General features: G+C 40.6%; 15 protein-coding genes. 2 read left to right on the top strand and 13 right to left on the bottom strand.

Going from position 1 to position 13833, the window contains the following annotated elements; translation table 11 throughout:
* Positions 1-32: 32 nt before the first annotated feature.
* The 3 genes from K7X70_RS12440 to K7X70_RS12430 are packed head-to-tail and all read right to left on the bottom strand — an operon-like array spanning position 33 to position 3215.
* Positions 33-1124 (bottom strand): ABC transporter permease, encoded by a 1092-nt coding sequence (locus K7X70_RS12440; RefSeq protein WP_222537401.1) that lies wholly within the window; start codon positions 1122-1124, stop codon positions 33-35.
* A complete protein-coding gene (locus K7X70_RS12435) occupies positions 1124-2260 on the bottom strand; it encodes a glycosyltransferase family 2 protein (protein ID WP_222537400.1) in 1137 nt (378 codons plus the stop codon). Before K7X70_RS12435 ends, K7X70_RS12440 begins: the two co-directional genes overlap by 1 nt.
* A complete protein-coding gene (locus tag K7X70_RS12430; RefSeq protein ID WP_222537399.1) occupies positions 2238-3215 on the bottom strand; it encodes a lysylphosphatidylglycerol synthase transmembrane domain-containing protein in 978 nt (325 codons plus the stop codon). Before K7X70_RS12430 ends, K7X70_RS12435 begins: the two co-directional genes overlap by 23 nt.
* A 43-nt stretch (positions 3216-3258) precedes the next feature.
* Here K7X70_RS12430 and ruvC point away from each other — a divergent pair, with 43 nt between their 5' ends.
* The gene (gene ruvC / locus K7X70_RS12425) at positions 3259-3822 is read left to right on the top strand and encodes a crossover junction endodeoxyribonuclease RuvC (RefSeq protein WP_062550552.1); all 564 of its coding nucleotides are present in this window, start codon (positions 3259-3261) and stop codon (positions 3820-3822) included.
* Here the strand turns inward: ruvC and K7X70_RS12420 are convergent.
* The 10 genes from K7X70_RS12420 to K7X70_RS12375 form a co-directional block, all read right to left on the bottom strand.
* Positions 3815-4666, bottom strand: coding sequence for a DUF4349 domain-containing protein (locus tag K7X70_RS12420; RefSeq protein ID WP_222537398.1), 852 nt, complete (start codon positions 4664-4666; stop codon positions 3815-3817). The genes ruvC and K7X70_RS12420 overlap by 8 nt on opposite strands.
* A 144-nt stretch (positions 4667-4810) precedes the next feature.
* Positions 4811-5026: a hypothetical protein gene (locus tag K7X70_RS12415; RefSeq protein WP_187665727.1), complete on the bottom strand. Its 216-nt coding sequence runs from the start codon at positions 5024-5026 to the stop codon at positions 4811-4813.
* A 153-nt stretch (positions 5027-5179) separates the two neighbouring features.
* A complete protein-coding gene (gene atpG / locus K7X70_RS12410; protein WP_222537397.1) occupies positions 5180-6064 on the bottom strand; it encodes an ATP synthase F1 subunit gamma in 885 nt (294 codons plus the stop codon).
* Positions 6065-6092: 28 nt separating this feature from the next.
* A complete protein-coding gene (gene atpA / locus K7X70_RS12405; protein ID WP_222537396.1) occupies positions 6093-7667 on the bottom strand; it encodes a F0F1 ATP synthase subunit alpha in 1575 nt (524 codons plus the stop codon).
* 52 nt (positions 7668-7719) lie between these two features.
* A complete protein-coding gene (gene atpH / locus K7X70_RS12400; protein WP_222537395.1) occupies positions 7720-8268 on the bottom strand; it encodes an ATP synthase F1 subunit delta in 549 nt (182 codons plus the stop codon).
* Between the two features lie 31 nt (positions 8269-8299).
* The gene (locus K7X70_RS12395) at positions 8300-8794 is read right to left on the bottom strand and encodes a F0F1 ATP synthase subunit B (RefSeq protein WP_182960764.1); all 495 of its coding nucleotides are present in this window, start codon (positions 8792-8794) and stop codon (positions 8300-8302) included.
* Positions 8795-8871: 77 nt separating this feature from the next.
* The gene (gene atpE / locus K7X70_RS12390; protein WP_062551197.1) at positions 8872-9081 is read right to left on the bottom strand and encodes an ATP synthase F0 subunit C; all 210 of its coding nucleotides are present in this window, start codon (positions 9079-9081) and stop codon (positions 8872-8874) included.
* 40 nt (positions 9082-9121) lie between these two features.
* Positions 9122-10276, bottom strand: a complete 1155-nt coding sequence (gene atpB, locus K7X70_RS12385) for a F0F1 ATP synthase subunit A (protein ID WP_222537394.1) — start codon at positions 10274-10276, stop codon at positions 9122-9124.
* A 14-nt stretch (positions 10277-10290) separates the two neighbouring features.
* Positions 10291-10680 carry a hypothetical protein gene (locus tag K7X70_RS12380; RefSeq protein WP_222537393.1) on the bottom strand — a complete coding sequence of 130 codons (390 nt, stop codon included), beginning with the start codon at positions 10678-10680 and terminating at the stop codon, positions 10291-10293.
* 51 nt (positions 10681-10731) lie between these two features.
* Complete coding sequence (locus tag K7X70_RS12375) at positions 10732-10953, bottom strand: AtpZ/AtpI family protein (RefSeq protein WP_222537392.1); 222 nt, start codon at positions 10951-10953, stop codon at positions 10732-10734.
* A 111-nt stretch (positions 10954-11064) separates the two neighbouring features.
* Between K7X70_RS12375 and porW the strand changes: the two genes are divergently transcribed.
* On the top strand, positions 11065-13833 hold the full coding sequence (gene porW, locus K7X70_RS12370; protein WP_222537391.1) for a type IX secretion system periplasmic lipoprotein PorW/SprE: 2769 nt from the start codon (positions 11065-11067) through the stop codon (positions 13831-13833).

Raw genomic sequence — 13833 nt, 5'->3', positions numbered from 1 at the left:
CCTACAAAGTTACTAAAAAGCAGGAGCATAAATTAAACAGAAATATTCTGCGATTTCACATCAAAAGCGTCTCTCAGGCCGATGGCCAGCAGATTAAAAGCGTAAACGGTCACCATGATGGCCAAACCTGGCAGGATGGCAAGATAGGCGGCATCCATAATGATATACCCATAATGTTCTTTGATCATACTTCCCCAGCTGGGCATAGGAGCTTGTGCGCCAAATCCAAGAAAGCTAAGCCCACTTTCGAGTAAGATGGCTGCGGCAAAATTTGCGGAGGCCAGTACCAGAATTGGCCCTGCAATATTGGGTAAAATATGTTTGATGATGATCCTTGGCGTAGAAAATCCCAGTGCCCTTGCAGCTTCCACAAATTCCACATTTTTCAGGGCCATCACCTGCCCTCTTACCAGTCGGGCAACATCCACCCAGGTCGACAAACCAACGGCGATAAAGATCTGCCAGAAGCCTTTTCCCAAGGCAAAAGATATCGCAATTACCAATAGCAAGGAAGGGAGCGACCAGATCACATTCATGAACCAACTAATTGCGGCATCTGTTTTCCCAGCAAAATAACCGGCCAGCGCCCCCAAGCTGATCCCAATAAAAAGAGAAATGAGCACCGCCATCAGACCTACGGATAAAGACACCCGAATCCCAATCATTAACCTGCTCAGTAAATCCCGGCCATAAACATCAGTTCCTAGCCAAAAAGTCTGACTGTATCTATTTTTACCTTCCAGTAAAGGGTAAACCGCCTCTTCGGCCTGCTCATCATCGCCAATATATTCTTTGGCATAGACCTTATTTCCCGCTTCCCGATAAGCAGTAATTGGAATACTTTTATAGTCGGATTCTTGTCCGGCCAGCATCTTTTCCAGGAAACTGACCTTTTTGATCGCAGGGTTTCTACTGATGATCAGGAAATCAAAACTCCGTCCTGGTTTTTTATTGCTGAGCTGCAAATGCATCGTATTCGCATAGGGTGTCTGATCGGGTGTAATCAGGTAACCTAAAATACCCAGAACCATCATCAATAGAATAAACAATAATCCGGAAAAAGCCATTTTATTCTGCTTAAACCGCTTCCATACCTGTTTCGACGGACTATTGTACTGTTCCATTATTTGACCATTCTGCCTTTCCAGTTGTATTTACCTGAATTCCCGGCTACCCCAATGTAAACCAGATATACGATATGCATTAAATTGAGTATAGGTAATAGCACCAATAATTCCCTTCTTTTAGCGAAGCCGGTGACCTGATATAAAAATATAAATTCCAGGAAAATCTTGATCAGCAATTGCGTTAGAGCCAGGCCAAAATAGAAACCATCGAATAAGCCAATGGCGATATTCAGCAGGATGCTCACATTAAATAGCCAGATTGCCACGCCAAGCACGATGATCGCTTTGTTTTTATAACGCGTACTTTTCGAGGCCCAGCGTTTTCTTTGCTGAATAAATTCACCAAGTGTAGGCTTGGCATGGGTATAAACTACCGCATCCTCGTTTTTTAAGAAGCCGATATGATTATCGTAACGCGCCGCCATTTTATGCAGCAACAATTCATCATCTCCTGAAGCCAGGTCATCAATCCCTTTGAAACCGCCAACTTCATAAAAAGCTGCTTTTTCGTAAGCCAGATTGGCTCCATTACAGGTAGAAGGTTTTTTATTGCCAATGGTAGAAGCACCCAAACCGATCAGGTATAGAAATTCCAATGCCTGTGCACGTTCAAAGAAAGTTTTTTCTTCAAAATAAGCCACGGGTGAAGAAATCATTTTGTAGTCTTTCTCTTCATAATAGCTGATGATGGTTTTCAACCAGTCTTTGCCCATCCTGCAATCGGCATCGGTAGTGATGATCAGATCCCCTGTAGATTGACCAATCGCCGTTTGAATGGCCTTTTTCTTATAAGAATTGAGGGCACGATCTTCATTCAGGCGAATCAGCTTTACCCCTTTCGAAGCATAGGAAGAAATGATTGCAGCTGTATCATCAGTAGAATGGTCATCTATAAAAATGATTTCTGTAAGTGCTTTATCATAAGACTGCGCGCATAAATCATCCAGGGTTTTCCTGATGATCTCCGCTTCATTTCTGGCCGCTACCAAAATAGATACCTTAGTTTTAAGAGCGGTTTTCTGCGGTTGATAATAGCTCAGTTTATTCCAGCCCCTGATAAAAGTAAATACAACAAATACATAGATGACCGTTAAAATAGAAGCAATAAAACTAGCTGCGCTGTGAATTTCCAAAAAAGTTAAGTTTAAATACGAAATAAGTGCCTAATATAGCAGGAATAATAATATTTATCAGCCATATGCTGGCTGTACAAGCAATTACTGCCACTTCCTGATCTGTAATCGAGCTGAAGAAATAAGAAGCCGTAGCGGTTCTTACGCCAATATCAAACAGGTCTAAAGAAGGCAAGGTAGACTGTACAAAGAACAGGATGCTCACCATCATCAGAATTTCCATGTAATGGAGGTTAGGAATCAGCCAGAAGAACAGGATAAAATACTGTGTACTAAAAACGAGGTACCTTAAAAAACACAGCGTCAGAATTTTCAGCAGTTCTTTCTTTTGGTATCTCGCCAGGATGCTATAAAACTTTTTATATTTTCTGCTGAACTTCATGGATAGTAATAATCCGTTCAGCCATTTGATGTTAAAATAAAAGACCAGGAAGAATAAGCAAAAGACCAATGCGAAAAATGCCAGTGCATAAAACACCAACGGATCTATTTTCACAAAGCGATAGACGAACACGCAGAAGGCAATGGCGCCAAAAACATTGGTGAGCACCATTTGTCCGATGTTCCCAACGGCCATAGCCACCACTCCAATCACCCGCCTTTTCGGCGAAAGGAAGAACACGCGTCCACCATATTCCCCAATCCGGTTCGGGGTAAATACCGCCCAGGTTAAGCCACAAAATACAGAAGCTACTGCCTTCCAGAGCGAGATTTTCTCCACACTGGAGATCAATCGTTTCCATTTTACGGCTTCCAGTCCCCAGTTCACCAGCATCAGGAGCAGAACCACCCCCATGACGGTGATAATTTCCCATTGCGGCAATTTACTGAGCAGGTTTTTGAAATCCTGGAGGTTCCTGTTCGCTGTCAGCTTGCTGTACACAAACCAAAATGCGAAAAGAACAATTCCGGCTTTAAGAATATAAGAAACTATTTTTTTGTACTGTGATGTCAACTTTTTTGCTTTTACTCTCTGCAAATATGCTTAATATTGTTCTATGTTGGTGGAAAAAAAGGAAAGGGTGATCATCGGTATAGATCCGGGCACTTCGATTATGGGCTATGGGGTGATATTGGAAAAGGGAAGTAAGATCGAATTGATCAGCATGGGGATCGTCCGAATGGATCATTTAGACGACCATTTCCTGAAACTGCAGCGCATCTTTGAAAAGACCATAGTGCTGATTGACGAGTATAAACCGGATGCAATGGCACTAGAGGCTCCCTTCTATGGAAAAAACATCCAGGTGATGCTTAAATTGGGCCGTGCGCAAGGTGTAGCCATGGCAGCAGCCCTATCCAGGAACATTCCAATTACAGAATATGCACCACGTAAAATCAAACAATCCATAACCGGCAGCGGAAGTGCGGGAAAAGAACAGGTTGCAGCCATGCTGCAAACCCTGCTTAAATTTAAAGAAACCCCGCAATTTTTAGATGCAACCGATGGTTTAGCCGTCGCTGTGTGCCATTCCTTTCAAAGAGTGAGCACTTCCGGCAGCGGAAAATCTTATTCGGGTTGGGAAGCTTTTGCTAAGGACAATAAAAAGCGACTTAAATAGCCGCTTTTCTATTTCTTTTACGGTATTGCTTAAACGCGATAAAGGCGACTATAGCGACCAGGATCAACATCCATAAGTTGGCCAGGATCAATAAGAACTCCATAAAAATCACCCATCCATTTTGGATATTCAATCCCAATCTTCTAAAAAACGAAGGGCGGTAATCTGATAAATTATCATTGCCTACAACTAATTTTTTCACGGTATTGTCCTGATAAAAAGCAAGCGTGATGTCACTGTATTTCACACGGTCATTGATCCGCATATTCTCCAGTTTCTGATCTACATAAGTATCTTTTAATTCTAATGCAGTTTCTACATTGTTACTTTTCTTGTTGGCGTGTTTATTCAATTGACTAACGGCCTCTATCCTATTCTGGTTTTTCAATTGATTGGATAGGTAAGAAAGACTCAGGTCATCAAACTTCATCGATTGCTGATCTACAAACACGGCCATTCCCGCTACCTTATTGGTAAATTCATCTAATTTATCAGCGGGAACTTTGGCGACAATCGAACCTTCTGTACGGTAAGAAGTCAGCTCCAATAAAGAATCTGTAGAATAACGCACTTTCTCCGACTGGTATACATCGCTATGGATGGAAAATTCAGCAAGTGTTCCGCCTTCAGCCTTGATCAGGTTGCCGAGTTTTTCTTTTGTTTGCTGTACATCTTTCACGCGGAAACGCATATCGGCAGTTTTGATAATTTTTGCTGCGGAAGAACTATCTGAGATCATCAGTTCATTGGAAGTGGCATCGGCATTGGGTTCATGAGATTTTTTCTCTTGGCTACAGGCTGCAAATAAAAGCGCTGCAAGGCCATAAACTAAATATCTTTTCATAGGAGTTTAATTAAGGTACTGCTGTTAATACAGCGCAACAGATAAGGTAACCTATGAAAGCCGGACCGTCATCAAAATGTGACCCATAAAAAAATCCTCAGCAACCGGAGTTACTGAGGATTTTCAGAAATGCGACTTAAATAATTAAGCTGCTAATATTTTGAATACGCCTTTACAAGCGATGAATGCACCGATAAACAAGATCGCCCAAGATACCAATGATAAGGTCATTGAATCGCCAGCAAAACGCAAATAAACGCCTACAACGCTAATTACAATTCCTACAGCCATTAATTTATAGATGGATGTCTCGTTAGCTCTTTTCATGCTAGGAGTATTGTGTATTGGTCTTTGTTCCATAGTGTTTCTATTTATGCCACAAAAATAATATTTATTATACAAAAAGTGGTATAACATCCGGATAAATTTCAATCTCTCCTAAAACGTAACCAATCTAAACAAAAAAAACCCTTATCCGTGTGGATAAGGGCTTTAATAGATTTAAATGGAGGACTACCCGTTTAGTGCTGCTGCACCACTTACAATCTCTGTAAGCTCTGTAGTAATCGCTGCCTGACGTGCCTGGTTGTAAGAAAGTTTTAACGCTTTAATTAAATCACCAGCATTTTCAGTTGCTTTATCCATTGAAGTCATACGGGCACCATGCTCAGAAGCATGAGAATCCAATACTGCTTTGTATACTTGGGTTTTGATCGATTTAGGGATCAGCTGCGATACAATTTCCTCTTGAGAAGGCTCCATGATATAGTCTACTGCATGAGCAGCGGCTGCACCTTCGGCAATTTCAGTTTTAGGAAGTGGCAATAACTGCTCAGTAGTTAAGATCTGAACGGCCGCATTTTTAAACCTGTTGTATACTAGCTCTACTTTATCAAAGTCGCCTTTTTCAAAGCCTGCCATGATCGCATTGGTGATCTTGGTTACATTTTCAAAAGTAAGCGCAGCATATACTTCATTATTATTTCCGATAACATTGTATCCACGTTTCTCATAGAAATCATGTGCTTTCTTACCGATAGCGACGATACTTACATTACCATTTTTGTATTGTTCGCTATATTTTTCCGAGATTAAATTGTTGGTTTCTTTAATCACATTCATGTTAAAGGCACCAGCTAAACCACGGTTAGAAGAAACCACTACAATCAATACCTTATTTGGTTCACGTTCCTGAATAAACGGAGACGATGATCCTTCTAAGCTCGCTGAAAGATTTCCTAGGATCTCTTTCAACTTTGTAGCATACGGACGTAGCTGAACAATCGCATTGGTCGCACGCTTCAACTTCGCAGCCGAAACCATTTTCATGGCCTTGGTGATCTGCTGTGTAGATTGCACCGATGATATACGAATTCTTACTTCTTTTAAATTAGCCATTCTTTTTTATTCTTCAGTCAAGAGTAATTTAGTATTTGCTGGAAAGCTCTTTTGCTACAGTTTCCAATACTCCGGTAATTGCATCATCAAATTTACCAGCTTTTAAAGCTTTCAAAGTTTCTGGATGACGTAATTCCAATTGTTGTAAGTACTCAGCTTCAAATTCCTTTATTTTATTTACAGGAACTGAACGCATTAAGTTTTTAGTACCAATGTAAATGATCGCTACTTGTTTCTCTACTGTTACTGGAGAGAACTGACCTTGTTTAAGGATTTCCACGTTACGTGAACCTTTATCAAGTACAGATTTAGTAGCTGCATCTAAGTCAGAACCGAATTTAGAGAAAGCCTCTAACTCACGGTATTGAGCCTGGTCTAATTTCAAAGTACCGGCAACTTTTTTCATTGATTTGATCTGTGCATTACCACCTACACGTGATACCGAGATACCTACGTTAATAGCTGGACGAATACCTGCGTTGAACAAGTTAGTTTCTAAGAAGATCTGTCCGTCAGTAATTGAAATTACGTTCGTAGGGATATAAGCAGAAACGTCACCAGCCTGAGTTTCGATAATTGGCAATGCAGTTAATGAACCACCACCTTTAACGATACCTTTCAATGATTCAGGAAGGTCATTCATTGCTTGTGCGATCTCATCATTTGAGTTGATCTTAGCAGCACGCTCTAACAAACGACTGTGAAGGTAGAACACGTCACCAGGATAAGCCTCACGGCCCGGTGGACGACGAAGTAATAGAGACACCTCACGGTAAGCAACAGCTTGTTTAGACAAATCATCATAAACAATTAATGCTGGTCTACCTGTATCACGGAAAAACTCACCAATCGCAGCACCAGAGAAAGGCGCATAAAACTGCAATGGAGCAGGTTCAGCAGCCGAAGCAGCTACAACAACCGTATATGGCATTGCACCGTTTTCTTCTAATGTACGTACGATATTTGCTACAGTACTTGCTTTTTGACCACAAGCTACATATATACAGTAAACAGGGTTACCTGCTTCATAAAATTCTTTTTGGTTGATGATAGTATCGATACAAACCGCAGTTTTACCAATCTGACGGTCACCAATAACCAACTCACGTTGACCACGACCGATTGGAATCATACCATCAATCGCTTTGATACCTGTTTGTAAAGGTTCTGTAACTGGCTGACGGTAGATTACACCTGGAGCTTTACGCTCGATAGGCATTTCATACGTCTGTCCAATGATTGGTCCTTTACCATCGATTGGCTCACCCATCGTGTTAACTACACGACCTAACATACCTTCACCAACTTTAATAGAGGCAATTTTCTTAGTACGTTTAATCGTATCACCTTCTTTGATCGTGTCAGATGGGCCTAATAAAACCACACCAACATTATCTTCTTCAAGGTTCAAAACAATACCTTGTAAGCCGTTTTCAAATTCAACTAACTCACCGGATTGAACTTTAGTTAAACCATAAACACGGGCAATACCATCACCCACCTGCAATACGGTACCAACTTCTTCAAGTTCTGCTTCTGATTTAAAGCCCGCCAATTGTTGCCTGATAATTGCCGATACTTCGTCTGGTCTTACCTCTACCATAATTTTATATTATTTCTTAGTATATGTTATCTTCTTATTTTAAATACTCAAGTTAAACAATCCCTTGAGCAAATTCTTTTTTAAGTTTATTCAAACCGTTGGCGATACTCGCATCAAATTGCTTGTCTCCAACTTTCAAAATAAATCCGCCAATCAGTTTGTCATTAACTTTTTCTTTAATCACCACTTCATTAGCGCCTACTTCTTTTTTCACTAAAGCTACGATCTCTGTTCTGTTTGCATCAGTCAGCTCGATTGCCGAAGTTACTTCAGCAGTCACAATTCCCTTAATGGCATTGTATTGCTGGATAAAAGATTTTGCCATTCCGAATAAAATCTCTGAACGTCCTTTGCTCACTACCAGTTTAAAGAAAGCTTTGGTCACCACATTTACTTTGGCACCAAAAATATCATCTAAAATCCCGGCTTTTTTGTCCAAAGGAACGATAGGGTTATTAAGGATAGCTTCCAATTCTGGATTCTGATCAATCACCTGATCTAAAAGCACCATATCATTCTTGATTTCTTCCAAAGAGTTTTGCTCTTGTGCAAGGTCAATCATTGATTTGGCGTATCTCGATGCTGCTTTATTTTCTAACATTTTTATCTAATTTGGCTAAATAAACTACTGATTAGTTTAATTCAACATCTTTTAAAAGATTAGCAACTAAATCCTGTTGAGTAGCTTTGTCTTGCAACTGATTGCGCAATACACGCTCTGCGATATCTAATGATAAAGAAGAAACCTGGTGCTTCAATTCTGCCAATGCAGCTTTCTTTGAGTTCTCAATTTCAATCTTAGCTTTCTCAATTAATTTAGCACCTTCAGTCTGAGCAGAAGTTTTTGCTTCATTAATGATGCTATCCTTAAGCGTTTTTGCTTCTTTCAAGATCAAATCACGTTCCGCACGCGCAGATTTCATTAACTCTTCATTTTGAGAAGTCAAACGAGCCATCTCTTGTTTTGCCAATTCAGCTTTGCTCAATGCTTCGTCAATCGATTTTTCGCGTTCTTTAATTGCGGCTAGAATAGGTTTCCAGGCAAACTTTGCCAATAGGAACATTAGCAATAAGAAAGCAATGGATTGAAAGATAACTAGGCCGAATTCAGGTAATAATAATTCCATCTGTATATGTATAAAATATTTTGTTCTTTTTTAACAATAAATGGTACCAGATATCACTATCTGGCACCGTTTAATTTCTAGCCATTACCCATTAGGGCAACTACTACTGCGAAAAGCGCAACAGCTTCAACGAAGGCAGCAGCGATTAACATTGCAGTTTGAATTTTAGAGGCAGCTTCTGGTTGACGAGCAATACCGTCCATAGCTGAACCACCAATACGTCCGATACCTAGACCAGCGCCAATCGCAGCTAATCCTGCACCAATTGCAGCAATACTTCCTGTAATCATGATTTTATATATTAATTGTTGTTAAAAATTATTCTAATTAGTGGTGATCATCAATTGCCATTCCGATAAACAGGGCAGACAGGATCGTAAAAATAAAGGCCTGGATAAATGCAACCAGTAACTCGATTCCGCCGATGAATACAGCGAAGGCGATAGAAATTGGCGCAATGTATAAGCTGTTAAATACAAACACAAGGCAGATTAGCGACAACACCAAAATGTGTCCTGCAGTAATGTTAGCAAACAAACGAATCATCAGGGCGATAGGCTTGGTAAAAATACCGAACAACTCTACCGGAACCATTACGATATACATCCACCATGGTACATCCGGCATAAAGATGTGCTTCCAGTAATATTTATTACCGTTAAACACCGTTAGGCAGAACGTAGCCAGTGCAAGGATCATCGTTACAGCGATGTTACCAGTTAAATTGGCACCACCAGGTAAGAATGGAACTAAGCCCAACATGTTGTTAAACCAGATAAAGAAAAACACGGTTAATAAGTACGGCATAAAGCGCTCGTATTTATGACCTAAGTTTGGAATCGCAATATCATCACGTACAAACAAGATGATTGGCTCCATCCAGGACTGGATTCCTTTTGGTGATTTACCTTTGTTTGTTCTATATCCTTTAGCTACGTTCAGGAACACAACTAAAATAATGACGATAGACAATAACAAGGTGCATACATTTTTGGTAATTGACAAGTCCAGCGGGCGGGCATTTGTGGGATGATGCTTCTCATCTAAATTTACAAACTGACCGTGCTCATTCGCAACGTCAGATGCATAATAGATTTTCTCGTGCATCTTCACAAAGCGTTGTCCTTTTCGTTCTACAACTACTTTAGCTTCATCATCGCGAACAACTTTTCCGTCCTCCAGCGTGGTGAAATCAGCAGAACTGAAGTTTACAACACCAGCTTTGGTGTACAAAATTACCGGAAGGTCGATATAGGTATGTCCGATTACATGCCAGCTATGCGAATCCGCAATGTGGTGTAGTGCAAACTTACCAATGTCAAACTTTTTCTCAGCTGCCGGCTGGGCATGAGAACCTTCTGTTACTTGTGCTGTGTCAACCTGTGCGAAAGCCGCAGGCGTAACAGAAAAAAACGCTAAAAACAGCGTAAAAACAACAATTAACCTCTTCACTTTAAACTCAAAAACGTGGCTACAATCCATTTACTCGCAGATTTTTACTTTTTATTTTGGTGGCGCAAGTTACGTAACAAACAGTATATTTCAAAGAGGCTGAACAATAAATATAAAGAAAAAAAGTTCAGCACGAAAACAAAACCGTTTTCCTTGCTTTTAAGGCTGTATATCAGTACAAAAGCCATGGCGAAAATCATCTTCAATGCAATTGATCCCATTATGGCCATGACACCAACATCGGGATTGCGTTTTAAGCCTAAATCTGCCACACCATACGCGATGTAAGTAATACCGGCTAAAAAGCCAAACACCAACCAGAATTTAGGTACTAGGATCAACTGATCTGGAAATAGAGAAGGAAGGGCATATGCGATGCCGCCGAGAACGGCGCAAAACGCTAAATAATAAAAGGTAAACCGGGTTAAACTCAAATCAGTATCTATTTTTTTACAAAAGTAGGAATTTACAACGGTTTTAAATAATCAGTTTGAGTTTTTATTCAGTTGTTTTACAACCTGATACAAGGAGACCACTACTCCTAAAAGTCCTAAAATTGCCGCATAGATCGGCTGCTTACTGTGCTGATATTCATCAATTTTATAGCCTGCAAACGCAAAAAGCCCGATTGTGGCCAGCATTTGAAAGCTGATCGCAGAATACTTCGCGAAATTATTGATGTTCTTTTTCTCTTCGTTTGGCTCCATAGGATTGAAAATCTGATGCAAATAAAAACTAAATTGTTAAGAACTTATGGCTGAATAAAATACTTTTGTATATATTTTGTTGTTTATAAGCTTTAACTCAATCTATCTTTTTTGGAAAATTACGCAATCAACTCTCTAAAGGTAACCTTAGTTATCTTCTGTTCCTGCTTTCTTTACGCATGTAGTACCAACAAGGACACTGCAGCAAGCAGGGCCATGCAAAACCTGACTTCCAGATACAATTATATATACAATGCCAATGTGATCCTCAGCCAGCATCAGGAGGAACTTGCAGAAAGCTATGCAGACAATTATGATGAGGTGCTGCCCATCTATATCAACCCGCAAGCTTATGATATTTATAATGACCAGGCCGGCAGCAGCATGCCAGATATGGAGGAGATCATCAAGAAAGCACGTGTGCTCCTCCTGGAAAAAACCTATGGCAACTACCAGGACGATGCCTACCTCCTGCTCGGAAAAGCCAACTTCTATAAAGGAAACTACTTTAATGCAGAAGAGTACTTTGATTATACGGCAAAAACCTACCCCAATCTTACTAAAAGCCGTGTGCAGGCTTTAGACTGGAAAGCAAGAAGCTTGATGCAGCTGGGTAAATACAGTGAAGCAGCAAAGGTACTGGACACCTTATCCAATACCATTTCCGGCTTAAAAAGTAATAAAGCAGCACCCTTAGCCACCATCGCGCAAATTTATATCCACCAGCGCATGGCCGCAGATGCGATTGAGGTATTGCAGCAGGCCATCAAGGCCGGTCCCTCTAAGCCACAGCGCATCAGGTGGAATTACATCCTGGCACAGCTGTACGAAAAGCAGGAAAATTACAATGAAGCATTGCGTTATTACCGGAAAGTAGAAAAAAGTAATGCCCCTTTTGAAATGTATTTCAATGCCAACTTAAACCGTATTAAACTCACTGCCTTCCTGAGCGGCGTAACGATCAATAAACAGCAGCAGCTGCTGGCGATGCTCAAAGATGATAAAAACGAGGATTACCACGATCAGATCTATTATCAGGTGGCAGAAAGCTATGCCAGAGACCAGAATTATACAGAAGCCGATAAATACTATAAACTATCGGTTCGCAACAGCACAAAAAACATGTACCAGAAAGGCCTCTCTTATTTAAAGATTGCAGACCTGAATTTCAAGCATTTCCATGATTACCTCAACGCCAAGTTGTATTACGACAGCACGGTAAACACCTTACCTAAAATTTATCCGGATTATGAGCAGATCGTTAAGAAAAATCAAAACCTGCAATACCTGACCGACCGTTATGAGCTAATTTCCTTGCAGGATACCTTGCAATCGCTGGCCAGGCTACCGGAAACGGAGCGTTTGGAAAAACTGCGCTTAATACTAAATCCCATAGTTAAACCTGAAAACACAGCGAATATTGTCAACAATATTCCGGTAAATAATTTCCCAACCGGAAATAACATCCGTCAGAAAACACCAGTATCCAGTAATTTTTATTTCGCCAACCCAACTGCGATCAGCACTGGTTTTAACGACTTTAAAAAGAAATGGGGCAACCGTAAACTGGAACTCAACTGGCGTCAAAGCATCAAATCATCGGCACAGGAAACCAATCAGGACATCACTAAAAACTACGCGACCAATAACTCGGTGGTCAACCCGGACCATATCGGACCAGCTTTACCCGATTCCGCCTCCAGAATGAAAGCACTGCTGGCCGACATTCCAACCAGCCCGGAGCTATTGGCAAAATCCGATCAGAAAATCATGGAAGCTTATTATGAAATCGCCAACTTCTACCTTCAGGAGCTCAGCAGCCCTAAAGAAGCCGCAGAGGTTTATGAGATTTTACTCAAACGCTTCCCTAAAAATGACCGTCTGGCTTCAATCAATTACGGCCTGTTCTTAGCGAATAAAACCATAGATCCTACAAAAGCGGAGCTTTATAAGCAGATTGTATTGAGAGACTTTGCCAGCTCATCCTATGCAAAAACCATTCTTGATCCTTCTTTCTCGCTGAAACAATCGGAAATGGAAGTACAAGTGAACAAACAGTACAATGAGCTGTTCGAGGCCTATGAGAAAAAGGACTTCGCCAGCGTAATCTTAAAAGTAGATGAAGTACTGCAAAGCAATCCTGATAACTATTTAGCGCCGCAATTTGCTTACTTAAAGGCCATCGCCATTGGCAGAACTGCTCATGTAGACCAATTGATTACTGCTTTTGAAAAGATTAAGGCCAGCTATCCCAATGATCAGCTGATCGTGCCATTGGTAAAAGAACACCTGGGGTATATCAGTCAGCATTTAGAAGAATTCAGGAAAAGAGCCATTGCTTTGGCTGATTTTGATGCCAATGAACCAAAATTCTTTGCGCAGCAATTCCCAGCTAAAGAACCGGCTAAAGTCAAAGCGCAAAACCCGGTAGCCGCTCCTCCTGCAAAAGAAACACCTGCAGTAAAGGCCCCAACTGAAGAAAAACCGGTTACACCAGCACCTGTACCGAAAGCTGAAGGAATTTTTAATACTGCTGAATCTAAATTATATTATTACGTTGTACATGTGGCTGACGGCTCTTTAACGCTTAGTTCTTCCCGTTTTGGCATCGGTCAATTCAACCGTGGAAACTACGCAGAAAACAATCTCCGTCATCAATTGAAGGAATTTGACAATGATCAGCTTATATTTGTAGGAAACTTTGGTACTTTCGACGACGCAAAAACGTATGCCGATGGTATAAATCCACAGTTAAAACAAATCATGAAGGTCCCTGCAAACCTGTACAAAAGCTTTATCATCAGCAAAGAAAACTTTGATAAAATCAGTAGCAAGGACCTGTTGAACAAATACCTTGAATTTTATAAAAACAACTATTAA

This window comes from Pedobacter polysacchareus (assembly GCF_019802255.1).
Classification (GTDB): Bacteria; Bacteroidota; Bacteroidia; order Sphingobacteriales; family Sphingobacteriaceae; genus Pedobacter; species Pedobacter polysacchareus.
This window is presented reverse-complemented; position numbering and strand designations above follow the sequence as displayed.

Excerpts from the sequence above, each read along its gene's own strand:
- K7X70_RS12375 (WP_222537392.1), bottom strand. The coding sequence starts at position 10,953 with ATGGAGCCAAACGAAGAGAAAAAGAACATCAATAATTTCGCGAAGTAT.
- K7X70_RS12440 (WP_222537401.1), bottom strand. The coding sequence starts at position 1,124 with ATGGAACAGTACAATAGTCCGTCGAAACAGGTATGGAAGCGGTTTAAG.
- ruvC (WP_062550552.1), top strand. The coding sequence starts at position 3,259 with ATGTTGGTGGAAAAAAAGGAAAGGGTGATCATCGGTATAGATCCGGGC.
- atpA (WP_222537396.1), bottom strand. The coding sequence starts at position 7,667 with ATGGTAGAGGTAAGACCAGACGAAGTATCGGCAATTATCAGGCAACAA.
- atpG (WP_222537397.1), bottom strand. The coding sequence starts at position 6,064 with ATGGCTAATTTAAAAGAAGTAAGAATTCGTATATCATCGGTGCAATCT.
- atpH (WP_222537395.1), bottom strand. The coding sequence starts at position 8,268 with ATGTTAGAAAATAAAGCAGCATCGAGATACGCCAAATCAATGATTGAC.
- K7X70_RS12415 (WP_187665727.1), bottom strand. The coding sequence starts at position 5,026 with ATGGAACAAAGACCAATACACAATACTCCTAGCATGAAAAGAGCTAAC.
- K7X70_RS12420 (WP_222537398.1), bottom strand. The coding sequence starts at position 4,666 with ATGAAAAGATATTTAGTTTATGGCCTTGCAGCGCTTTTATTTGCAGCC.
- K7X70_RS12395 (WP_182960764.1), bottom strand. The coding sequence starts at position 8,794 with ATGGAATTATTATTACCTGAATTCGGCCTAGTTATCTTTCAATCCATT.
- atpB (WP_222537394.1), bottom strand. The coding sequence starts at position 10,276 with ATGGATTGTAGCCACGTTTTTGAGTTTAAAGTGAAGAGGTTAATTGTT.